Origin of the sequence: Sphingopyxis sp. OPL5 (genome assembly GCF_003797775.2) — a bacterium.
In the GTDB taxonomy this organism is placed as follows: Bacteria; Pseudomonadota; Alphaproteobacteria; order Sphingomonadales; family Sphingomonadaceae; genus Sphingopyxis.
Genome location: NZ_CP060725.1, coordinates 3,602,736 through 3,625,134, shown reverse-complemented (window position 1 = coordinate 3,625,134; position 22,399 = coordinate 3,602,736). Strand labels below are relative to the sequence as shown.

The window sequence follows — 22,399 nt, the reverse complement described above, 5'->3', positions numbered from 1 at the left end:
GGCGATGGAGGACAGGCGTCGTTGCGGGGTTCAGCGGGATAGGCGAGACGGCCATCTGGCAGGGTAGATCATGGTCGAATAAATTAGGAAAGCGGTTTTTGGTGGGGCCGCGTGCGGCGGGTTTCGACCGGTTGCGGCCAAAAGATCCTCCCCATCGCGAAGCGTTGGGGAGGGGGACCGCCGCCGTAGGCGGTGGTGGAGGGGTTCGACGGCGCGTCATGAGGCAAGGGTGCCGACCCCTCCGTCAGCCCTGCGGGCTGCCACCTCCCCAACGCTTCGCGATGGGGAGGATCAAGGATAGCCGCCTCCTACCCCAAAGCCGGCGCTACCCATAAGAAAAGGGCCGGAGTTTCCTCCGGCCCTTCCCTAAGTCATGTGCCTGAAATCAGGCGCCGGTGACGTCGGCGGTGTCGACCTTGACGCCGGGGCCCATCGACGACGACAGCGCGATCTTGCGGACATATTTGCCCTTCGCGCCGGCCGGCTTGGCCTTGACAATCGCATCGACGAAGGCGTCGAAGTTCTGGCGGAGCTTTTCCTCGCCGAACGACAGCTTGCCCAGACCGGCGTGGATGATGCCAACCTTTTCGACGCGGAATTCGATCTGACCGCCCTTGGCGGCCTTCACGGCTTCGGCGACGTTCGGGGTGACGGTGCCCAGCTTCGGGTTCGGCATCAGGCCCTTCGGACCCAGCGTCTTGCCGAGGCGGCCGACGATACCCATCATGTCCGGCGTCGCGATGACGCGGCCATAGTCGAGGTTGCCCGCGAGCATGTCTTCCATCAGGTCTTCGGCACCGACCTTGTCGGCGCCGGCGGCGAGCGCCTTGTCGGCATTGTCGCCGCGCGCGAACACGGCGACCTTGACGTCCTTGCCGGTGCCGGCGGGGAGCGTGACGACGCCGCGGACCATCTGGTCGGCGTGGCGCGGGTCGACGCCGAGGTTGATCGCGACTTCGAGCGTTTCGTCGAACTTGGCCGAGGCCAGTTCGCGAACGGTCTTGATCGCTTCGTCGACGGCGTGAAGCTTCAGCGCGTCAACCTTGCCCTCGAGGGCCTTCTGCTTCTTGGTCAGCTTTGCCATCGGATCAGCCCTCCGTCACTTCGAGGCCCATCGAGCGCGCGCTGCCCTCGATGATCTTCGTTGCCTGTTCGAGATCGTTCGCGTTGAGATCCTTCATCTTGATCTCGGCAATTTCGGCGAGCTTCGAGCGCGCGATCTTACCACCACTGATCTTGCCGGGTTCCTTCGAGCCCGACTTCAGGTTCGCGGCCTTCTTGATCAGATAGGTCGCCGGGGGCGTCTTGGTGACGAAAGAGAAGCTCTTGTCGGCAAAGACGGTGATGATGGTCGGGGTCGGGGTGCCCTTTTCCATGGAATCGGTCGCAGCGTTGAACGCCTTGCAGAATTCCATGATGTTGACACCGCGCTGGCCGAGTGCCGGCCCGAGCGGCGGCGAGGGGTTTGCGGTCCCTGCCGGAACTTGCAGCTTGATGTAGCCGCTAATCTTCTTAGCCATATGGCCTCCTATCTTTCTGTCGACTTTCCCGAGGGAAAAGCCTCAAAATTAGCGGTCAAGCAGAAGGGCATCACCCCTTCCTCCCGCGCGGAATCACGCCCGTGTCTGGCGCGAAGCGGCGCCGTTAGACGGAAACGGGCACGAAAGCAAGGTTTTTAGCCCTGCGGAACGAGGCGCAGCAGCCCTTCCTGCACCGCCGATGCGATCAGCGTGCCGTCGCGCCGATAAATCGAACCGCGATTGATGCCGCGGCTGCCGCCCGACCAGTCGCTGTCCATCACATAGACGAACCATTCGTCGACGCGCACATCGTCGTGGAACCACATCGCATGGTCGAGGCTGGTCGAGAACAGGCCGGGCGTCGACCAGTTGAGCCCGTGCGGCAGCATCGCCGACGACAGCAGCCCCATGTCCGACGCGAAGGCGAGGAAACCCTGATGGACGAGCGGGTCGTCGCCGATCGGCGCGGCGGCGCGAAACCATTGATAATGCTGCGTCGCCTTCGCCGCGGCGGGCGGGCGATAGTTGCGCAGTTCGAACGGACGGCGCCGCGCCATATGGTTGAACGAATCCTCCGACACATTCGGGTCGGCGGCGATCGTTTCGAGGAAATCCTGGCACTCTTCCGGCGGCAACAGATCGGGCATCGCGACCTGATGCGCGAAGCCCGGCGTCGGTTTCTGGAACGAGGCGGTGAGGTTGAAGATCACCTTGCCGTCCTGGCGCACCACGACGCGGCGGTTGGCGAAGCTGCGCCCGTCGAAGTCGCGGTGAACACGGAAATGCAGCGGCTTGGTCTCGTCGCCGCCGCGCAGGAAATAGGCGTGCAGCGAATGCACCCGCTTGTCGGGATCGACGGTGCGCGCCGCCGCGACCATCGCCTGCGCGATCACCTGACCGCCGAAGATGCGGTCGCGCGCGGTGGTTGCGAGCGCGGGAAAGGTGAATTCGTCCTCGACCCCGGGCACGGCATCGAGGTCGAACAGGCGCGCGACGGCACCCACCACGTCGCCGACATCGACACTGGCGTTGATCGCGCGGGCACGGTCGATGCGGGCCTGAATCGCGTCGGGAGTCAGTTTATTCATGGTGACGGCTTGCCCCTTATCCGTCGCCCCCGCGAAGGCGGGGGCCGCTGGCAACCTGGCGCAATGCCGATAGCGGCCCCCGCCTGCGCGGGGGCGACGCTTATTTCATGCGCTCGACCTGTTCGAAGTCGAGTTCGACCGGGGTCGCACGACCGAAGATCGACACGCTGACCTTGACGCGTGCCTTTTCGAAATCGAGCTCCTCGACCAGCCCGTTGAAGCTGGCGAAGGGACCGTCGAGCACCTTGACCTGGTCGCCGATTTCGTAATCGACGCGAATTTCCTGCTTCGGACGGGCCGCAGCCTCTTCCTTGCTGTTCAGGATGCGCGCGGCTTCGGCTTCGCTGATCGCCTGCGGCTTGCCCATCGAACCGAGGAAGCCCGTCACCTTCGGGGTGTTCTTGACGAGGTGATAGACGTCGTCGGTCATCGTCAGCTTGGCGAGCACATAGCCGGGGAAGAATTTCCGCTCGGCCTGCACCTTTTTGCCGCGCTTGACCTCGGTGACGGTCTCGACCGGGACCTCGACCGATTCGACGAGTTGGGTCAGGCCCATGCGCTCGGCTTCGGCGATCACCGAATCGCGGACCTTGTTCTCGAAACCCGAATAGGCGTGAATGATGTACCAGCGCGCCATGTCTATACTATCCCTGTAAGCCTGCGCGGATCAGCGCGCGAGCGACGTCAGCCAGGTGACGATCGCGTTAAAAACCGTGTCGACGCCGAGGAAGAAGAACGCCAGGATCGTGGTCATGATCAGCACCAGGATCGTCGTCTGCATCGTCTCGCGGCCCGTGGGCCAAACGATCTTGCGCGCTTCATCCTTCACCTGATTGATGAATTGGCTCGGGCTGGTCTTCGCCATGATCGTCCTAATCCTCTAAGCGTCCGAATATCGGGCAGATGGGTTGCCGCCCGCCGCGCGTCAACCGTGCTTTGGGCAATAGTCCGCCCACCCTCCCCGAGCATGTCGGCGAAAGGCGGAAGGAAAACGGCGCATCTGTCCGAATGCTGCGGCCTTTACTTGCGCCCGGGAGCGATTGCAAGTCAAAGGCGGGGTGCGGCGTGGGACATGTGGCGGCGCATGAAAAGCAGCAGCACGATCATGATCGCCCAGCTGATCACCGGCTGGAACACGAACAGCAGATGCAGCGCGCCCGCCGACGCCTTGCCGTCCTGCGGATCGAAACCGACGAGGCCGAGCAGCGCGTAGCTGACCGCGATGGCGGCGGCGACGCCGAACTTCTGCATCAGGTTGAGCAGCGCGAACAGAAAGGCCGAGCGGCTGCGCCCGCAGCGCGCCGCATCGCGCGGGACGAGGTCGGCGAGCATCGAATAGATAAACAGCAGGCCGACGAAGCCGGTCCCGAGCAGCAGCGAGAAGCCCGCCGCCTGCGCCAGCCCGCGCGGTTGCTGCGCCAGCGTCGCGAGCAACAAGCCCGAAATCAGCAGCGCCATCGCGATCATCGTCACCGGCTTGCCGAACCGACGCGCGAGGAAGGTCCACACCGGCGAGGCGATGGCACCGCCGATGAAGCTCGCGAACAGCAGGATCGCACTTTGCGCATCGAGGTCGAGCACCGCCGCGGCGAAAAAGACGAAGAGCGAGGTCAAGGATCCGAAAGCGAAGCTGTTGAGGAACTGGACCCCGAACAGCAGCATCAGCGGCGGAAACCCTAGCGAAACGCGAATCTCGTTTCGCCAGCCGATCCCCGGTTCGGCGACGATGGTGCGCGGCGGCACGCGCCCGATCGCGAACAGCGCGATCGGCACCATCACGAGGAACAGGCTGGCATAGGCCATGATCCGTCCCTGCAGACTGATGCCCGGGATCGCGATTTGCGCCGCCGCCGGGGCGGCAAAGGCGGCGATCAGCGCGATCTTCGCGAACCAGTCGCGCATGCCATAGAGCAAGGCGCTGTCGGCAGGCGAACGTACCAGTGCCGAACCCCACGACAATTGCGCGACCTCGTAGAGGCTGTAGCTCGAATAGAAGAAGACCATCAGCAGGAACAGCGCCGCGAACGGCAGGCTGTCGCCGATCGTCACGATGGTGACGAGCAGCAGCGCCAGCGGCACCAGCGCGAGCAGCATCCAACGCCGGTGCGCGCCGAGGCCGGTACGGACGCGGTCGATCATCGTACCGATCAGCGGATCGACCACCCCGTCCCAGATCGTGGTGAGCGAAAAGAGCAGCCCGACGAGGCCCACCGCGATGACGCCGCCTTCGGCGATATAGGGCGGCAGATAGACGCTGAACGGCAGGCTCAGGATCGCGGTCGGCCCCGCAGTTGCGGCATAGGCGGCAACGGTGCGCGGGCGCAGCGACGCCTCGGGCGCGTCGCCGGCCGGCGCGGGAATCACGGAGACGGACGGCGCCGTCGAAGCCTGCTGCTCTGCCACGTCGCCTTGTCTCCGATCCCGCCGCGAAGCTTTCAGCAATTGACACTCATGTCAACAAACGAACGATGCCATTTTAGATTGCCGTGCCCGGCACATCGGCCCACATGTCGATGAAAATATCGGGCGCATGTGTTTCATTCCGGGGGGATCAACCATGTCCGACGCCGCCAAGGCCGCGATCACCAACATCTTCGTCCTGATGCTGGAAAATCATTCGTTCGACAATATGCTCGGCCGGTCGGGGATTCCCGGGCTGCGCGTCGCGCCGGCGGACGCCAGCAACAGCTATGACGGGCAGACCTATCCGGTCAAAAGCCCTGCCCCCTGGTGCATGACCACCGATCCCGGCCACGAATATCTCGACGCGCTGCAACAATTATGCGGCGCGGACGCGTTCGACCGTTTCGTGAAGAAATGCCGCAAGGAAGCGCGCGGCTTCATCGAATGCGCGGGTTGCAGCTATCCGCCGGTCGACAATTCGGGCTTTGCCAGCAGCTATGCGACATCGGTCAGCGAGGACACGGGGACGCCGCAGCCCGGGAATATCGGCGACATCATGGCCTGTTTCGACACGCCGGCGCAATTGCCCGTCCTGTACACGCTGGCGACCGAATTCGCAGTGTGCGACGCATGGCATTCGGCGCTGCCCGGCCCGACCTGGCCCAACCGTTTCTTCGTCCATGGCGCCTCGTCGTCGGGCATGAACATCAGCCCCAGCTTCGGCGACGAGGCCGAATGGGAAGCGTGGCGCGGACTGGGTTTCGAATATGCCAATGGGTCGATCTACGACGCGCTCGATGCCAAGCAGCATCAATGGAAGCTGTACCAAGACAAGGATAATGGTTTCAGCGACCGGCCGTCGCACTGGGACCAGGGCGGCTGGATTTCGCAGGTCGCGGCGATCAAGAACATCGGCCTCGAGCGCATCGAGAACCTGACCAAATTCGCGCACGACATCAACGCGCGCGACGGCAATGGCAAGCCGAGCTACACCCAATATCCCTATACCTTCATCGAGCCCAATTTCGGCGCCAGCTTCTTTTCGCCGCAACCCGGCGGCGACGGCAAGGGGCCGCGCTACACGGGGGGATCGTCGCAGCATCCAGAGGATAATTGCTATGGCGGCGAGGGGCTGATCAAATATGTCTATGAGACGATCCGCAATTCGCCGGTCTGGGAGAGCAGCCTGCTGATCGTCGTCTATGACGAACATGGCGGCTTCTATGACAGCGCGGCGATCCCCCCCGCGGTCGAACCCGGCGATCATATCCATGCTAAGGATCGCAAGCTCAACGAATATTGCTTCGATTTCAGCGTTCTCGGCGTCCGCGTCCCGGCGGTGATCGTGTCGCCCTGGATCGCGAAGGGTCATGTCGATCACACCCGCTATGACCATAGTTCGGTGCTCGCCACGCTGACGCGCAAATTGGGCATGGGGCCATTGACCAAACGCGATACCGCCGCCGCCGACCTGTGGCCGCTGCTAACCGAAAGCGCGCCGCGCAGCGATTGCCCGACGACGCTGCCCGACCCGGTCCTCCCGCCGCAGGGAAGCGACTATGAGACCGGCGCGGCGCCCGACAATCGGCACGAACAGCCGCTGCCGCGATCGGGCAATGCGGTCGGTTTCCTGCATGTGCTGCTCAAGACCGAGATCGAGCTCGCGCAAAAATGCGGCGGCCGCGCAGCCGAGGACATCATCGCCGATTTCCGGAAGATCGAGACCCACGCCGATGCCAGCGCCTATGTCGGCAAGGTGAAAGCGATGCTTGACGCGCTTTAACTCGGCGACGCGACCTGCATCAGCACGAGGTCGCTGACGAACAGCAGCGCCACGACGATGCGCACCGCCAATGCGGCGAGGCGCATGAGCCGTCCGATTGCTTCATCGAAAAAGCCCAGACGATTTCGAGCAGGCCGGCGATTGTCAGATAGATCCAGACCATGGGGGCAGCCTCCTGCAACGGGCTGCCGGGCCGTCCCGGCCTTGAAGAACCGTGAACGCGGGCGAGGACGTGACCTCTGTCGGCGGCCTGGCAGGGGCAGTAGGACTCGAACCTACGACCCTCGGTTTTGGAGACCGATGCTCTACCAACTGAGCTATACCCCTAGGCCGGAGTGCGCCATTAGCGGGACAAAGCAGGCGGGGCAAGCCTTATGGCGATGCATAGCTTGCAAAGCATCGCCGCCCTGATATGCGCCCCTGCATGACCGCCGTCGCCGCATCCGATCCGCCACAACATTATCTCGGCGGTATCGCGCTCCGGCTGCTCGCGATGCTCAGCCTTTCGGTGATGTTCGTGCTGGTCAAATATATCGACGCGGCGGGCATCCACCTCGTCGAAAGCCTGTTCTGGCGCCAGGCGCTGGTGCTGCCGCTGCTTGCGATATGGGCGTTAACGCACGGCGGCCTTGGCCTGTTCAAGACTCAGCGCATCGGCATCCATGCGCGGCGCGCGATGATGGGGCTGACCGGCATGGCTCTCAATTTCGGCGGCATGATCTTCCTGCCGATGGCCGAGGCGACGACGATCAACCTGTCGGTGCCGATCATCTGCGTTTTCCTTGCGGCCGCGCTGCTCGGCGAGCGAGTCGGCTGGCAACGCTGGGGGGCGGTCGTCATCGGCTTCGTCGGCGTGCTCATCGTACTCAACCCGACGACCCTGCTGATGCAGGGATTCGAGGGCGATCATGGACTCGGCACGCTGATCGCGCTCGGCGGCGCTGTGATGACCGCGCTGATCACGATCCAGGTCCGCGACCTCGGCCGCACCGAAAGCGCGATGACGATCGTCTTCTGGTTCAGCCTGATCTCGATGATCCCGCTCGGTATCGCCCTGCCCTTCGTCTTCACGCCACATAGCGCGGGCGAATGGAGCCTGCTCGTCGGACTCGGATTGCTCGGCGCGGTGGTGCAATTGTCGCTGACCGGTGCGCTGCGCCTCGCCCCCGTGTCGGTGGTGACGCCGATGGATTATTCGAGCCTGCTGTGGTCGATCGCCTGCGGCTGGTGGTTCTTCGGCACCCTGCCCGCCGAGACGACGTGGATCGGCGCGCCGCTGATCGTCGCCAGCGGACTGTTCATCGCCTGGCGCGAACATCGCCTGCATATCGAGCGAATGAAGGATATCGCCGCATGACCCTGCCCATCCTCTATCATTGCGCCGACGCGCGTTCGCTGCGCTGTCTGTGGGCGGTCGAGGAGGCGGGGATCGACGTCGACCTGCGTGTCCTGCCTTTTCCGCCTCGCGCCTTTGCCCCCGATTACCGCCCTGTAAACCCGCTGATGACGGTGCCGGGCTGGGTCGAGGACGGGCGACTGATGACCGAGTCGGCCGCGATCTGCGAACGCATCGCGGAGGGAACACCGCTCGAGGTACGCCGCGACGAAGCGGATTATTGGGACTATCGCAACTGGCTCCACCGCAGCGACGCGACGCTGACCTTCCCGCTCGCGATCATGCTGCGCTACACGCGCGTCGAGGCCCCGGAGCGGCGGCTGGCGCAGGCGGTCGACGATTATAAGGCCTTCTTCGGTGGCCGTGCGAAGAGCATCGAGGCGGCGCTGGGCGATGGCCGCGAGTGGCTCGTCGCGGGACGCTTCACCATCGCCGATATCGTCATCGGCTATGCCGCCTTTCTCGCCACCACGCTGAAGGCCGACGATGTGCTGGGCGAGGCGACCAAGGCGTGGCTGGCGCGCTGCATGGCGCGCGACGGGTTCGTCCGCGCGCGCGAACGGCAAAAGCCGGCATAGGGAAGCGCCGCGATGGACCTCGAACTGGCAGGCGAGCCGATCGTCATCGTCGGCGGGACGCAGGGCATGGGTTATGCGACTGCGCGGCAACTGGCCGAGGAAGGCGCGAAGCTGGCGCTGATCGCGCGCGATATGGAGCGCGGCGAGGCGAAGGCTGCGGCGCTGCGTGCGCTCGGCGCCGAGGTGATCGTGCGCGGCGCTGATGCGACGCGGCCGGGCGAGGTCGAGGACGCCATCGCGTCCGCCGCCGATCATTTCGGCCGCCTCTATGGCCTCGCGGTCACCGCGGGACCGGTGCTCAGCCACGGCAGCTTCGAGGAGGACGGCGACGCCGCGTGGGAGGCCAGCTTTCAGGCGGTGCTGATGACCAGCGTGCGCGCGTGCCAGGCGGCGCTGCCGATCATCGCAGCGTCAGGCGGCGGCGCGGTCGTACTCACCGCGTCCTATTCGACGCGCGCCGCGGCGGCGCATCTTTATCCCTATGTCGCGATGAAGTCGGGCATCGCGGCGCTGTCGAAGAATCTCGCCATCGCCTATGGCCCGAAGGGCGTGCGCGTAAACTGCGTCGCGCCCGGCGCGGTGGCGACCGAGGCGCTGGCCTCGGCTACCGAGCAGGCGGTCGCGGCCTATGGCGACGACCCCGAGGCGGCACTCGACCGCTGGATGACCGAACAATGGGGAATGAAGGTCGCGCTGGGGCGCGTCGGGCGGCCGCACGAACTCGCCGACCTCTTCGCCTTCCTGCTATCGAAGCGCGCCGCCTATATGACCGGCGCGATCATCAACCAGGACGGCGGCACGCAGTTTTTCTGAGACGCGGCTGGCCGTCGTCACGGACAGCGGCACATCCTGGATTGGATGGGGGCAATAATCGCCGTCGACCAGGATCGCGGCCTCTACAGCTGGCGTGCGGTCAGCGCGGATGTCGCAATTCGGCAGGCGAAACTGGATCGACGGCAGCTTCGCGCGCACATAGTGCCCCGCAAATTCCGGCTTGTCCTTGAGGCGGAAGCGGCGAACGACGAGCCGCTGGACAATGTCGTCGAGTATCGGCGACGCCGAGCGCGTCACCACGACGTGGAGGACGCGACCATTGGGCGCGATCACGGCTTCGGCCTCGACGACACCTTCGCTTTCGTCGCGGAGGGCGCGTGCCGGATAATCGTCGGCGGTGATGAACGGCTGGAAATTTGCCGGTTGGAGTGCCCCGCCGTCCAGCAGGCCGCCCTCCCGTTCATAGGCCGCGGCCATCACCTCGGCGGCGCCCGGTTCCTGCTTCATCATCAAACGGCCCAGATTTCCCCAGCTAGCGGTCTTTTCCGCCTCGCTACCGTCACGCAACGCCGTGTCGAGCCATCGAAGCAAGGGCGCACGGTCGGCCTCGGCCCCCAGAATCGCATATTGGGTCAGGTCGCGGGCCGCCGCCATTTGCACCTCGGAAGCGGGGGCGGAGAGCTTCTTCACCAGGCCCGGCCAAAGGAGCGCACGGGTGGCCGCACCGCCTGCCTCGGCCTTTGACGCCCAGGCCTGCATCGCCTTGAGCGCGGCCTGAGCGGCGACGGGATCGGAGCCGTCGAGGCGCGGCGCCAGGATCGGCAGCAGCAACAGGCGGGCCGCGTCATCATATTCGGCGGCTCGGACAAGCAGTCCTTCGGCACGCACGGGATCGGCGGGCAACTGCTTGCGTTCGAGCAGCAGCCGCGCCGCACGCGTCCAGTCGCGGCTGTCATTCCCCTCCTCGATCATCGACACCGCGCGCGCAGCGTCGTGACGCGGCGACAAGGGGTCGAGCAACGCCTCGAGCAGCATCGCCCGATGCTTCCATCCTTCGCGCCGTTCGGGACTGTCGATGAAGGCCCAAACATCGTCGCGCGCGACAAAATCGCGCTTTTCATCGGCCGACCAGGTCGGGGAATCGCCGACGCCATAATAGTCGCCGCGCACCCACATTATGCGTCGAAGCTCGGCGAGTTCGCTCAGGTCGGCGGGTTCGCCGCGCGACTGGAGGAACATGGCGAGCTGCGCGACCGTGTCGACGTCGGCGGCGGTCAGCGCCTTGCCGTCGATGACACGGCGCGTCACATCGATCGCCAGCGCGCGGTCCCGGCGACAACCATCCTCGCCATCCCAGAGCTGCCATGCGACTTCGGACAGCCTGTCGCCATCGGCGCCCTTGGTGACCAGCAATTTGTCGAGGTTGTTGCGATGACGCGCGGCGCTCCGGCAGAGTGCGACCAGCCGCCGGTCGCGCCATTGCATCGCGCGAATTTCCTTGGGCGTGAGGTCGTGGACGGTGATGACCGTCACCGGAACAGCGGAGGCCGCGACCGGTGCGGTCAGGAGCGCATACGCCAAGCCGATCGACATCCGACCTCCCCGCCGCCCCCTGTTCGAATGGCTGGGGCGGCTCGGCTATCCTAGACGCGCCGCCCCTGTGTCGCAAGACAGCGGCCTGGCCGCACTAGTACCACATATCGCGCACGCAGCGGCCATCGCCCGGCAAGTCCTCGAAGCTGTCGAGGCCGTCGAAATGGTCGATCGGAAGGTCGGCCACTGCCTCGGGTTCGGCGAGGCGGATGTTAACCGCCATGCGACGCCGTCCATCTTCCTCCGGTCGCAAACCGCGCCAACTCAGCAAGCAGCCGCAACTCGGGCAGAAATGGATTTCGAGCGCCGGATCGGCTTTGCCGCGGCGCGCAAAAGTCGCCGTCGGCCCCGTCATCCGAATGCGCTCATTCTCATAGTCATAGGCCCACAGCGCGCCATAGCGGCGGCACATGGTGCAATTGCAGGCAGTGATCGAACCGGGATCGCCGGCAAGCGTCCAGCCGGCATCGCCGCACAGGCAGCGGCCTTCGAGGACGGCCTCGCCGTTGGTCAATTGACCATCCGTTCGCGCCCCTCCCAATAAGGCGCGCGCAGATCCTTGCGCAGGATCTTGCCGCTGGCGTTGCGCGGCAGCGCCTCGATCACGTCGATGCTGCGCGGCGCCTTGAACGCGGCGATGCGTTCGCGCGCCCAGGCGATGATGTCGGCCTCGTCGATGCTCATGCCCGGCTTGGGCACGACGACGGCCTTCACCGTCTCGCCCCATTTCTGATCGGGAATGCCGATCACCGCGACCTCCTGCACCGCCGGATGGCCGAAGATCGCGCTCTCGACCTCGGCCGGATAGACATTCTCGCCGCCCGAGATGATCATGTCCTTCATCCGGTCGTGGATATAAAGATAGCCGTCCGTGTCGAGATAACCCGCATCGCCGGTGTGGATCCAGCCGTCTGCGGTCATCGTCTTCAACGTCGCCTCGGGCAGGTTCCAATAGCCGATCATATTGTTGGACGAGCGGGTCACGACCTCGCCCACTTCGCCCACCGGCACCGCCTGCCCGTCGTCGCCGAGGATGCGGATTTCGACCCCGGGCAGCGCCTTGCCCGCCGAGCGCATGCGCTGATTGCCTTCGGGATCATGATCTTCGGGCGGCAGCATGCAGATGGTGCCCGTCGTTTCGGTCATGCCATAGGCCTGGATGAAGTCGGCGCCGAACATCTTGATGCACTGGCGCAGCAGTTCGAGCGGGATCGGTGCGGCGCCATAGAGGATATATTTGAGGCGGCTGAAATCGGTCTCGGCGCAGCGCGGGTGGAGCAGCAGCATCTGCAGCGCCGCGGGCACGATAAAGAAGCGCGTCACGCCATGATGCTCGACCGCGTCGAACACGCCATCGGGGTTGAATTCGGCGAGGACAACGCCCGGCAGTCCCGCCGCGAGCGCCATGATGCCAAGTCCCGTGCCGCCGATGTGCGCGCAGGGCATCGCGACCAGCACCGCCTCATCATCCTCCCACTTGGTATAGGGCAGGTCGAGGTCGCTGGAATTGCGGCGCAGCGCGAACAGGTTGCGGTTCGACAGCACTGCGCCCTTGGGATTGCCGGTGGTGCCCGAGGTATAAAGCTGGAGCACCGCGTCGTCGGGACCCGAGCCCTCGAAGGCCGCGCGCGCGGTCGTGGCAATCAGTGCGCGCGCTTCGCCGTCACCCACGATGCGCGGATCATGATCGAGCTTGCCGGCGAGTTGCTGCGCCACCGCCTCGAAGCCAGGGCCGGTGAACAGGATCTTTGCCCCGGTATCGTTGAGGACATAGGCCCATTCGGCGGGCGACAGCCGCCAACCGATCGGCGCCATGACGATCCCCGCGCGCGCCGCGCCGAAAAAGAGCTGGAAATAGAGGTCGCTGTTCTTGCCGATCCACGCGATGCGGTCGCCCTTTTTTAGCCCCGCGCCGATCAGCGCGCTCGCGACCTTCGCGGTCAGATCGTCGAGTTCGCCATAGCTGAACTCGCGATCCTCTTCGCGCAGCGCGAGCCGGTCGGGACGGTCGGCCGCCCAATGGGTGAGGAACTCGTCAAAAGTCAGAAGGTCGGCCAGCGCTTTCATAAATCTCTCCCGGATGCCGTTCTCGGAAATTCTCAAGTCTGATAACAACGTCGCGGGCGGTTTGACAAGCCATCCGCGCGCCGCGTGTCGTCCGCCATCTTGCGGATAGTTCGCTCTCTATGCAATCCCGCACGACGTCGGGCGTTCGTCGAAGCGCGCGGTGCATTGGGCGGGCGACCATTGCATCGCGGCGCGCCCAACTTATTGCGACACCTGGGCAATCCCTCTATGGTGGATTATCAAAATAACACAGCGGCGCCATCGCCCGCACGGAGACTCATGTGACCAAGACCCGCCTGTCGATCCTGCTGCTCGCCTCGGCCTTCGCCTTTCCCGCCGCGGCGCAGACCAACGGCGACCCCGAAATCGTCGTCACCGGCCGTTCGCTCAAGGACACCGCCGACGCGCTCGCGGCATGCCTCGCGCGCAATTGCCCGCCCGACGAGGATGTCGCGGCCTCGCTCGCCCATGCCGAAAACCAGTTGCTGCAGGGCGAATACAAGGATTCGCGCACGACATTGCTCAAGTCGATCGGCCGCAACCGCAAGTTCGGGACCAAATATCCGGTCGAGGTCTCCGACCTGTTCCGCGCCAACAGCCGCGTCGCCGAACATGTCGGCGAGGCGAAGAATTTCCAGCTGTCGGTGCTCGACATGCGCAACACGCTGAAGGCCGGACTCGGCGAAAAGGACCCGCGCGTGATGGTCGCGCAGATCGAGGTCGGCGACAGCCGCGCCAAGCTGGGCTTCCCCGACGAAGCGAAACGCATCTATCAGGATGTCGAAAAGGATGCGCTGGCGAACGGGCAAAACCGCGTCGCGATGTTCGCGCGCGTGCGCCAGGCGCTGTTGCTGCAGACCGAGGCCGAAGCCTCGGGACTCGACGCCGATTATGCCAAGGCCCGCGCGAAGCTCGACGAGATCTCGGCGCAGCCGCTCGCCGGCGGCGAGGATTTCGCGCTCGTCGCGACGGTCATGCGCGCGCGCATGGACCGCAAGAAGGGCGATGCAAGCTCGACCGAGGCGATCCTGAAGGATTTCGCCGCCAAGGGCGGCGCGACGCGCCCGCTGCTGCTGTTCAGCGAACCGATCAAGCGCATCGACCTGACCCAGGATTATGGCAACGACCAGCCGCAGGCGAACACGCTGCAGCGGCTGACCGCGCTCAACAGCATCGCCAAATGGGCCGATGTCGGTTTCTGGATCAACGCCGACGGCCGCGTCGGCGATATCGAGGTGCTGCGCGGCGAAGGCACGAAGCAATGGTTGAAACCCGTGCTCAAGCAAATCCAGACCCGCGTCTATGCGCCGCTGCGCCGCACCGACAATGATGCGACCCCCGGCTTCTACATGATCGAGCGCTATACGCTGACCGCGCGCTGGACCGACGACGCGACGGGCACCAACATGCGCCGCCGCGAAGCGACCCCGCGCATCGAACGGCTCGACATCACCCCCGAAAATTACCAGCGGCCGATCATCGACGACGACAAGACGGGTTGACCGGGTCCGATTGACGAAGAGCGCCGTTCATGAGACCCTTCGCGCACATCAGCGTGAAGGGAGAAGGTCGATGCGTCGCCTGATTTTTCTCGCCCCGCTCGCCGCGACCCTGTCGGTCGCGCCTGCGCTTGCCGCCGAAACCGACGGCCCCATCATCGTCACCGGCCAGCCGCTCGGCGAGACCGCCGCGGCGCTTGCCGCGTGCCTCGCCCGCGCCTGTCCGCCCGACCAGGACGTCGCGGCGACGCTGACACATGCCGAGAACCAGTTCCTCGCCGGCCGGTACAAGGATGCACGCTCGACGCTGTTGAAGTCGATCGACCGCAACAAGGCGCACGCCCGCGCCTTCCCGGTGCCGGTATCCGACCTCTATCGCGCCAACGGCCGTGTCGCCGAACATGTCGGCGAAGCGCGCAGTTTCCAGTCGTCGGTGCTCGCGATGCGCGACACCCTGCGAGAAGGACTCGACCGCGACGATCCGCGGGTACTCGGCGCGCAGATCGAGGTGGGCGACAGCCGTGCCAAGCTCGGCTTCCCCGACGAGGCCGCGCGTATCTATGCCGACGTCGAAGCGCAGGCGCTGGGCCGCGGGCTGAACCGCATCGCCATATATGCACGGCTACGGCAGGCGGTGCTCGCACAGGTCGCGACAGAGGACAGCAATCTATCCGCTGACCGCAAGCGCGCCCGCGCGATGCTCAACGACATCATCGCCGATCCGCTTCCGGACACCGACGACCTGCGGCTCGTCGCGCAGGTATCGCTGGCGCGGATGGACCGGAAAGCGGGCCGGTCGGATTCGACCAGCGCTCTGCTGCGGCAATTCGCCGCCGAAGGCGGCGCCGCGCGGCCGATCCTGATCGCGGCATCACCGATCAAGTCGCCGGGCATCGACACCATGCGCAACCCCGCCACCCAGAGCATGGCCGACAGCGTCACGAGCGCCGGTTTCCTGGCCATTGCGGCTGGCGATACGTCGCGTCGGCTGGTCGCGCTCAATTCGATCGGCAAATGGGCCGACATCGGATTCTGGGTCACGCCGTCGGGCAAGGTGTCAGATATCGAAGTGCTGCGCTCGAGCGGCGGCACCCAGTGGCTGGCCCCCGTGGTGACGCATCTCGAAGGGCGCGTTTACGCTCCGCTCAAACCGGGAAGTGATGGCGTGAATCCGGGTTTCTACATGGTCGAGCGCTATTCGCTGACGGCGCGTTGGACCGACGATGCCACCGGCACCAACATGCGCCGCCGCGAATTCACGCCGCGCATCGAACGGCTGGACATCACGCCCGAAGATTATGCGCGCCAGCCACCCGAGGGACCGGGAACGCCTAAGGGCGCCTAGGCCCGACGGAAGAGCAGCATCAGATTGTTCGCGGGCATCGCCCGCCGCTCGGCGAAATCCAGCCCGGCATCCGCTGCCGCAGCCCGGACCGCATCGAGGTCGCGCAGCCCCCATGCCGGGTTGCGCGCCCGCAAACTGGCATCGAAGGCAAGATTGCTTTCGGCGGTCGGCACAGCGGGATCGAAATAAGGTCCGTAGAGGATCAGCGGCGCGCCGGGCGCCAGCAGCCGGCCGGCACCCGCGAACAGGCCAAGCGTCGCCGCCCACGGGCTGATATGCACCATGTTGATGCACAGGATCGCATCGGCCTTCGCAATCGGCCAGTCGGCCGCCGACGCGTCGAGCGCGAGCGGCGGCGCGATATTCACGAGGCCCGCGTCGGCGCTCCAGGCGGCGATCGAAACCAGCCCGGCCGGGTCGGGGTCGCTCGGTTGCCAGTGCAGACGGGGAAAGACGGCCGCGAAATGCACCGCATGTTCGCCCGAACCGCTCGCCACCTCCAGCACCGTTCCCGCGGGCGGCAGCCAGTCGGCGAGCACCGCGGCGATCGCGTCGCGGTTGCGCGTCGTTGCGGGGGCATGGCGCTTGGCCGCTTCGTCGCCGTCGCCCGGCATCCAGGGCCGCGGTGTCACTTCGCGGCTTTGGCGTGGGCCCGCGCGCGGCGTTCGCGAACGATCAGCCACAGGAACAGGCCGACGGGGCCCGCCATCAGCGTCAGGAACAGAAAGGGAAATTGCACGACGCGGCTGAAGCCCTTTTGGTCGGCATCGCGCGCGATCCACATGCCAGTGAACAGATCGAACGCGAGATAATGGATCCAGCCCATCGTCGTCCCGCCGGGGGTATCGAACAGCTTCATCACCCCGGCGAGCGAGGTCAGGTTGCCGTCGGTGCCCGGTCCGCCGGGATCGATCGCCCCGCTTAGAAAGCCGACGATCAGCACCACATAGGTGAGGCACAGGAGAAAGACGCCGGCATACATGACCAGCGACAGGAGGCGCGGCCCCCGCGGTGCGAAAGCGAGGACGATCCAGCCCGCAATCGCCCAGTAATTGGCCAGCAGAAACAGTGTATCCCAACTCATCGATCGTCCCCTCGTTCGCGGTGCCCCCGTGCCTTGCCAGCGTCAGAGCAGTCCGCCAAGCCCGAAGAGCAGGATGCCCGCGAACAGTGCGATCAGCCCGGTCACGACGATCAACAAGGTCAGCCGCGCCGCCGAGAAGCGCCGGGTCGCGAAGAAGGCCGCGACGAATCCGAGGCCGGCTGCAATCAGCGGGGCATAGAGAAACACCCAGTCATAGCTGAATTCGCGCCGCACGCGCACGAGTTCCCATTGCTCGACCACCAGCCCGTAGAGGGTGATCGCGGCAAGCCAGACCGCGACGAAGACCACCGCGAACAACGCGCCGCCCATCAGGCATCCGGCCGGACCCGACGGACGCGCGCTGGCGGGCGCCTCGTTCAACTGCCGCCGATCTCGCTGAGCGACGGGGTGTCGGGGGCGACGACTGGTTCGCTCCAGGTCAAGATCGGCTTGCGCGCCGCCGCCGTTTCGTCGAGCCGCGCGCGCGGGGCGAAATGCGGCGCCGATTTGAGCGCCGGATCGCCATTCTTGGCGCGCAGCGCGACGCTGCGCAGTGCTCCGACGAACTGGTCGAGTACCGCCTTGCTCTCTGTCTCGGTCGGTTCGATCAGCATCGCACCATGGACGACGAGCGGGAAATAGACCGTCATCGGGTGAAAGCCCTCGTCGATGATCCCCTTGGCGATGTCGAGCGTCGAGAAGCCTTCGGCGAGGCCGTTGTCGGTGAACAAAGCTTCATGCATGCACGGCCCCGAGCCACCGAACGGCGCCTCGAGCACATCGTCGAGACTGCGCAGGATATAGTTGGCGTTGAGCACCGCATCCTCGGCGACCTGCTGGAGCCCGTCAGCACCGTGGCTGAGCATATAGGTCAGCGCGCGGGTGAACATGCCCATCTGGCCGTGGAAGGCGGTCATGCGGCCGAAGGTCTCGGGATGCTCGGCGCCCGCGCTTTCCTCCTCGACCAGCTTGAACGAGCCGTCGGCGTAGCGCGCCGCATAGGGGATCGGGCCATAGGGGGCGAGCGCCTCCGACAGCACGACGGGGCCCGAGCCGGGGCCGCCGCCGCCGTGCGGGGTCGAGAAGGTTTTGTGGAGGTTGATGTGCATCGCATCGACGCCGAGGTCGCCCGGACGCACCTTGCCGACGATCGCGTTGAAATTGGCGCCGTCGCAATAGACATAACCGCCCGCCGCGTGCACCGCGTCCGAGATCGCCTTCATGTCGCGTTCGAACAGGCCGCAGGTATTGGGGTTGGTGATCATCACGCCGGCGACGTCGGGACCGAGGCGTGCCTTCAAGGCCGCGAGGTCGACGCGGCCTTCGGGGGTCGCGGGAATATCCTCGACGCTAAAGCCGGCGAACGCCGCGGTCGCGGGGTTGGTGCCATGCGCGCTTTCGGGGACGAGCAGCACGCGCCGGTCCTCGCCGCGCGCTTCGAGCGCGGCCTTGATGCAGAGGATGCCGCAGAGTTCGCCATGCGCACCGGCCTTGGGGGTCATCGCGACCCCGTGCATGCCGGTGAGCTTGATCAGCCACATCGCCAGTTCGTTGATCACCGCGAGCGCGCCCTGCACCGTTTCCTGCGGCTGGAGCGGGTGGATGTCGGCGAAGCCCGGCATCCGCGCAACTCGTTCGTTGAGACGCGGGTTGTGCTTCATCGTGCACGAACCGAGCGGGAAGAGGCCGAGGTCGATCGCGTAATTCTGGCGCGACAGGCGCGTATAGTGGCGGACCGTCTCGCCTTCGCTAAGTCCCGGCAGGCCGATCGGCGCCGAGCGTGCAAGGCCGCCGAGATCAAGCGCCGGGGCGACCTCGTCGAAGTCGACGCCGGTGGTTTCGGTCGAGCCGATCTCGAAGATCAGCGGCTCTTCGAGCATCAGCGCGCGGTTGCCGGTGAAGGTCGTGCTGTCGTCGGCGCCGCCCGCGTTCATTTCGGGGCGCCAGCCGGATGCGTTGGGCGTGCTCATGCCAGCACCTCCTTCAGCGCCGCGGCAAAGGCGCTGATATCCTCCGCCGTGCAGGTTTCGGTAACCGCGACGACGAGCCCATTTTCGAGGCCCGCATTGTCGGGATAGAGGCGGCCGAGCGAAACCCCGCCGAGGATATCGCGCTCGGCAAGCTGGTGAACGACCGGCCTTGCGGCGGTCGGCAGCAGCAAGGTGAACTCGTTGAAGAAAGTGGTGTTCAGCACCGACACGCCCGGCACCTTCGCCAGTTCGGCGGCGGCGGCCTTGGCGCGGCCATGATTGATCGACGCGAGCTGGCGCAGCCCCGCTTCGCCGAGCAGCGTCATGTGAATGCTGAACGCCAGCGCACAAAGCCCGCTGTTCGTGCAGATATTGCTCGTCGCCTTTTCGCGGCGGATATGCTGTTCGCGCGTCGAGAGCGTCAGCACGAAACCGCGCTTGCCATTGGCGTCGACCGTCTCGCCGCACAGACGCCCCGGCATCTGGCGGACATATTTCGCCTTGCACGCAAAGAGGCCCACATAAGGACCACCGAATTGCAGGCCGACGCCGATCGACTGGCCCTCGCCGACGACGATGTCGGCGCCCATCTCGCCGGGCGATTTGATCAGGCCGAGCGCGACGGGTTCGGTGACGACGGCGATCAGCAGCGCGCCCGCTGCCTGGCAGGCGCTCGCGAGCGCAGCCATGTCATCGATGCGGCCGAGGATGTCGGGATATTGCACGACGACGCAGCTGACCTCCTTGTCGACCGCGGCGGCGAGCGCGGCCCAGTCGGTGCCGGGAACCAGTTCGGGGTCGCCCTCGACCAGCGCGTCGCCGGTATATTTTGCCATCGTCCGAGCGACGCTGCGGTAATGCGGGTGGACGCCGGTCGAGAAGAGAGCTTTCGACCGTTTGGTGATGCGGCGCGCCATCACGACCGCTTCCCAGCACGCTGTCGAGCCGTCGTACATCGACGCATTGGCGACGTCGGTGCCGAGCAGACGCGCAATCTGGCTCTGGAATTCGAACAGCATCTGCAGCGTGCCCTGCGCGATTTCGGGCTGGTACGGCGTGTAGGCGGTCAGGAACTCGCCGCGCTGGATCAGATGATCGACGCTCGCCGGAACATGGTGGCGGTACGCGCCCGCTCCGAGGAAGAAGGGCCCGTCGCCCGCCGCGCGGTTGCGCCGTGCCAAGGCGCCCATATGACGCTCGACCGCGAGTTCGCTGGCATGTCCGGGCAGATCGGCAATCGGACCGTCGAGCCGCGCTTCGGCGGGGACGTCGATGAACAGGTCGTCGATCGTCGCAGCGCCGATGGTGGCGAGCATGGCCGAACGGTCAGCGGGGGTGAGCGGGAGGTAACGCATTGTCGATTCTCCCCCCTCCCGTTTGCGGGAGGGGTCGGGGGAGGGCTTGTTCGAAGGAAGGCGCGTCCCCTGACAGGCCCTCCCCTAACCCCTCCCGCTTGCGGGAGGGGGACTTGGATCAAAGATCGTCGCAGAAGGCCTTGTACGCGGTCGCGTTCATCAGCGCTTCGAGCTGGCTCTTGTCGCTCAGCGTCATGCGGAAGAACCAGCCTTCGCCTTCGGGGTCCGAATTGACGAGCGCGGGATCTTCCTCGAGCTGGCCATTGCCTTCGGTCACGGTGCCGTCGACGGGGGCGTAGACGTCGCTCGCCGCCTTCACCGATTCGACCACCGCGGCGTCGCCGCCCTGGGTAAGCTCGGCGCCGGTGTCGGGGACCTCGACAAAGACGATGTCGCCGAGCTGGCCCTGCGCGAAGTCGGTGATGCCGACGGTCGCGACATCGCCATCGACGTCGATCCATTCATGTTCTTCGGTATAATAACGCGGCATCGGTCAGCCTCCCTGTTTGCGCACATAGCGGTGTGGAATGAATGGCGTCGCGGCAACGGTGCAAGGCACGCGCTTGCCGCGGACTTCGGCGGCGACCGACGTGCCGGGGACGGCATGGTCGCGCGGGACATAACCCATGGCGATCGGCGCGCCGACACTGGGGGCGAAACCACCCGAGGTCACGACGCCGATCTCGTCCTCGCCGTCGAACAGCTTGGCGCCCTCGCGCACCGGCAGCTTGCCGTCGACGAGCAGCCCGACGCGTTTGCGCGGGCTTCCGTCAGTATAGTGGCCGAGGATGCGCGCCGCGCCGGGAAAGCCGCCTTCCTCGCGGCGGCGCTTCTGGATCGCAAAGCCGAGGTCGCCCTCGATCGGATCGATCGTCGGGTCGAGATCGTGGCCGTAGAGCGGCAAGCCGGCCTCGAGGCGCAAGCTGTCGCGCGCGCCGAGGCCGATCGGCTTCACCTCGGGCTCGCCGCACAAGAGGTCGGCGACGTACTGGACCTTGTCGGCGTCGACCGAAATCTCGAAGCCGTCTTCGCCGGTGTAGCCCGAACGGCTGATCCAGGCATCGACGCCGCCGATCTGGTACGGGCCGCCCATCATGAAGACGAGGGCGTCGAGGCCCCATTTGCCGGTGGTGTGGCGCTTCAGCGCGTCGAACGCCTTGGGGCCCTGCAGCGCGAGCAGCGCGCGTTCTTCGAAATGGTTGATCGTGATCGCGTCGGGAAGCGCTTCACGCAGATGCCCGATATCCTCCCACTTCACCGCGCCGTTGACGACCATATAGATGCCCTCGGGCCAGCGGCTGAGCATCAGATCGTCGAGAATACCGCCATCCTCGGCAAGCAGCAGCGAATAACGCATCCGCCCGACCGCGAGGCTCTTCACATCGCCGGGAATCAGCGCCTCGAGCGCCTCGTCGAGCCCTTCGCCCGAGAGGTAGAGCTGGCCCATATGGCTGACGTCGAACAGCCCGGCATTTTCGCGGACCCACAGATGTTCGGCCATGATGCCGTCATACTGGATCGGCATCCAATAGCCGGCGAACTCGACCATCCGACCGCCCTTCGCGCGGTGCCAGGCGTCGAGCGGCAGGGTCTCGGTCGCGACCTCTACGACTTCACTATCTTCTCGATCATCGCGCATATCGCGAACTCCCGTTTCAAGCACGGCAAGGAGCGGCGCGGGTGCCGCCTTGTCGCCATGCCCCCTCTGTCACGGGAACCTGAGAGTTTTCCCCCATGATATCATGGGGTTACCCCTTCGGTGGCTCCAGCCTGTGGCTGAAACGCTTTCCAGAGTGTCCGTTCCGGCCTGCGCGGTCCGCTTGACCTGAGAGTTTCCGGGGCGGTTGCTCCTTCGGTGGCGAAGCACGGGTGACCCCGCCCTCGCGCTCTCCCGCGCGGCCGGTCGAATCTCTTGCGATCTTCGACAGACGCCCGAGCCTTGGC

Annotated in this window: 22 protein-coding genes, 1 tRNA gene and 2 riboswitches; of the genes, 6 read left to right on the top strand and 17 right to left on the bottom strand. The window is 65.7% G+C overall.

Going from position 1 to position 22,399, the window contains the following annotated elements; genetic code table 11:
• Nucleotides 1-385: 385 nt before the first annotated feature.
• The 6 genes from rplA to EEB18_RS17415 form a co-directional block, all read right to left on the bottom strand.
• The gene (gene rplA, locus EEB18_RS17440; protein ID WP_056348398.1) at nucleotides 386-1,084 is read right to left on the bottom strand and encodes a 50S ribosomal protein L1; all 699 of its coding nucleotides are present in this window, start codon (nucleotides 1,082-1,084) and stop codon (nucleotides 386-388) included.
• Between the two features lie 4 nt (nucleotides 1,085-1,088).
• Nucleotides 1,089-1,520, bottom strand: a complete 432-nt coding sequence (rplK, locus tag EEB18_RS17435; RefSeq protein ID WP_056348400.1) for a 50S ribosomal protein L11 — start codon at nucleotides 1,518-1,520, stop codon at nucleotides 1,089-1,091.
• Between the two features lie 155 nt (nucleotides 1,521-1,675).
• Nucleotides 1,676-2,608, bottom strand: a complete 933-nt coding sequence (locus tag EEB18_RS17430; RefSeq protein ID WP_187138915.1) for an acyl-CoA thioesterase — start codon at nucleotides 2,606-2,608, stop codon at nucleotides 1,676-1,678.
• 100 nt (nucleotides 2,609-2,708) lie between these two features.
• On the bottom strand, nucleotides 2,709-3,245 hold the full coding sequence (nusG, locus tag EEB18_RS17425) for a transcription termination/antitermination protein NusG (protein ID WP_056348403.1): 537 nt from the start codon (nucleotides 3,243-3,245) through the stop codon (nucleotides 2,709-2,711).
• Nucleotides 3,246-3,275: 30 nt separating this feature from the next.
• Nucleotides 3,276-3,473, bottom strand: coding sequence for a preprotein translocase subunit SecE (secE, locus tag EEB18_RS17420; protein ID WP_056348406.1), 198 nt, complete (start codon nucleotides 3,471-3,473; stop codon nucleotides 3,276-3,278).
• Nucleotides 3,474-3,655: 182 nt separating this feature from the next.
• Nucleotides 3,656-4,972, bottom strand: coding sequence for an MFS transporter (locus EEB18_RS17415; RefSeq protein ID WP_187138916.1), 1,317 nt, complete (start codon nucleotides 4,970-4,972; stop codon nucleotides 3,656-3,658).
• A 193-nt stretch (nucleotides 4,973-5,165) separates the two neighbouring features.
• Here EEB18_RS17415 and EEB18_RS17410 point away from each other — a divergent pair, with 193 nt between their 5' ends.
• Nucleotides 5,166-6,794, top strand: coding sequence for an alkaline phosphatase family protein (locus EEB18_RS17410; RefSeq protein ID WP_187138917.1), 1,629 nt, complete (start codon nucleotides 5,166-5,168; stop codon nucleotides 6,792-6,794).
• Nucleotides 6,795-7,045: 251 nt separating this feature from the next.
• Here the strand turns inward: EEB18_RS17410 and EEB18_RS17400 are convergent.
• Nucleotides 7,046-7,121: transfer RNA gene (locus tag EEB18_RS17400), tRNA-Trp, on the bottom strand.
• Between the two features lie 97 nt (nucleotides 7,122-7,218).
• Here EEB18_RS17400 and EEB18_RS17395 point away from each other — a divergent pair.
• Genes EEB18_RS17395 through EEB18_RS17385 form a run of 3 tightly spaced genes read left to right on the top strand, consistent with a single transcriptional unit; the run spans nucleotide 7,219 to nucleotide 9,581 of the window.
• Nucleotides 7,219-8,151, top strand: coding sequence for a DMT family transporter (locus EEB18_RS17395; RefSeq protein WP_187138919.1), 933 nt, complete (start codon nucleotides 7,219-7,221; stop codon nucleotides 8,149-8,151).
• Complete coding sequence (locus EEB18_RS17390; RefSeq protein ID WP_187138920.1) at nucleotides 8,148-8,768, top strand: glutathione S-transferase family protein; 621 nt, start codon at nucleotides 8,148-8,150, stop codon at nucleotides 8,766-8,768. The genes EEB18_RS17395 and EEB18_RS17390 overlap by 4 nt, the downstream gene beginning before the upstream one ends.
• A gap of 12 nt (nucleotides 8,769-8,780) precedes the next feature.
• Nucleotides 8,781-9,581 (top strand): SDR family NAD(P)-dependent oxidoreductase, encoded by an 801-nt coding sequence (locus EEB18_RS17385; RefSeq protein WP_187138921.1) that lies wholly within the window; start codon nucleotides 8,781-8,783, stop codon nucleotides 9,579-9,581.
• Here EEB18_RS17385 and EEB18_RS17380 read toward each other — a convergent pair.
• From EEB18_RS17380 to EEB18_RS17370, 3 genes are all read right to left on the bottom strand, one after another.
• Nucleotides 9,513-11,135: an energy transducer TonB gene (locus tag EEB18_RS17380; RefSeq protein ID WP_187138922.1), complete on the bottom strand. Its 1,623-nt coding sequence runs from the start codon at nucleotides 11,133-11,135 to the stop codon at nucleotides 9,513-9,515. The two genes, EEB18_RS17385 and EEB18_RS17380, sit on opposite strands and share 69 nt — an antisense overlap.
• Nucleotides 11,136-11,229: 94 nt before the next feature.
• Nucleotides 11,230-11,649, bottom strand: a complete 420-nt coding sequence (locus EEB18_RS17375) for a GFA family protein (protein WP_222943112.1) — start codon at nucleotides 11,647-11,649, stop codon at nucleotides 11,230-11,232.
• Complete coding sequence (locus EEB18_RS17370; RefSeq protein ID WP_187138923.1) at nucleotides 11,646-13,202, bottom strand: fatty acid--CoA ligase; 1,557 nt, start codon at nucleotides 13,200-13,202, stop codon at nucleotides 11,646-11,648. The genes EEB18_RS17375 and EEB18_RS17370 overlap by 4 nt, the downstream gene beginning before the upstream one ends.
• A gap of 281 nt (nucleotides 13,203-13,483) precedes the next feature.
• Between EEB18_RS17370 and EEB18_RS17365 the strand changes: the two genes are divergently transcribed.
• Nucleotides 13,484-14,704: a hypothetical protein gene (locus tag EEB18_RS17365; RefSeq protein WP_187138924.1), complete on the top strand. Its 1,221-nt coding sequence runs from the start codon at nucleotides 13,484-13,486 to the stop codon at nucleotides 14,702-14,704.
• Nucleotides 14,705-14,774: 70 nt separating this feature from the next.
• On the top strand, nucleotides 14,775-16,046 hold the full coding sequence (locus tag EEB18_RS17360) for a hypothetical protein (protein ID WP_187138925.1): 1,272 nt from the start codon (nucleotides 14,775-14,777) through the stop codon (nucleotides 16,044-16,046).
• Here EEB18_RS17360 and EEB18_RS17355 read toward each other — a convergent pair.
• The 7 genes from EEB18_RS17355 to gcvT all read right to left on the bottom strand — a co-directional run bounded on the left by EEB18_RS17355 (nucleotide 16,043) and on the right by gcvT (nucleotide 22,094).
• Nucleotides 16,043-16,660 (bottom strand): DUF938 domain-containing protein, encoded by a 618-nt coding sequence (locus EEB18_RS17355; RefSeq protein ID WP_187138971.1) that lies wholly within the window; start codon nucleotides 16,658-16,660, stop codon nucleotides 16,043-16,045. The genes EEB18_RS17360 and EEB18_RS17355 overlap by 4 nt on opposite strands.
• Nucleotides 16,661-16,674: 14 nt before the next feature.
• Nucleotides 16,675-17,130 (bottom strand): ABA4-like family protein, encoded by a 456-nt coding sequence (locus EEB18_RS17350; RefSeq protein WP_187138926.1) that lies wholly within the window; start codon nucleotides 17,128-17,130, stop codon nucleotides 16,675-16,677.
• Nucleotides 17,131-17,172: 42 nt separating this feature from the next.
• Nucleotides 17,173-17,511, bottom strand: coding sequence for a hypothetical protein (locus tag EEB18_RS17345; RefSeq protein WP_187138927.1), 339 nt, complete (start codon nucleotides 17,509-17,511; stop codon nucleotides 17,173-17,175).
• Nucleotides 17,508-19,100, bottom strand: coding sequence for an aminomethyl-transferring glycine dehydrogenase subunit GcvPB (gene gcvPB / locus EEB18_RS17340; protein WP_187138928.1), 1,593 nt, complete (start codon nucleotides 19,098-19,100; stop codon nucleotides 17,508-17,510). The genes EEB18_RS17345 and gcvPB overlap by 4 nt, the downstream gene beginning before the upstream one ends.
• Nucleotides 19,097-20,455, bottom strand: coding sequence for an aminomethyl-transferring glycine dehydrogenase subunit GcvPA (gene gcvPA, locus EEB18_RS17335; RefSeq protein ID WP_187138929.1), 1,359 nt, complete (start codon nucleotides 20,453-20,455; stop codon nucleotides 19,097-19,099). The genes gcvPB and gcvPA overlap by 4 nt, the downstream gene beginning before the upstream one ends.
• A 118-nt stretch (nucleotides 20,456-20,573) precedes the next feature.
• Entirely contained in the window at nucleotides 20,574-20,945 is a 372-nt protein-coding gene (gene gcvH, locus EEB18_RS17330) for a glycine cleavage system protein GcvH (protein WP_056346911.1), read from the bottom strand.
• Nucleotides 20,946-20,948: 3 nt separating this feature from the next.
• A complete protein-coding gene (gcvT, locus tag EEB18_RS17325) occupies nucleotides 20,949-22,094 on the bottom strand; it encodes a glycine cleavage system aminomethyltransferase GcvT (RefSeq protein WP_187138930.1) in 1,146 nt (381 codons plus the stop codon).
• Between the two features lie 56 nt (nucleotides 22,095-22,150).
• Nucleotides 22,151-22,257, bottom strand: a riboswitch (glycine riboswitch).
• Nucleotides 22,258-22,359, bottom strand: a riboswitch (glycine riboswitch).
• Nucleotides 22,360-22,399: the final 40 nt, after the last annotated feature.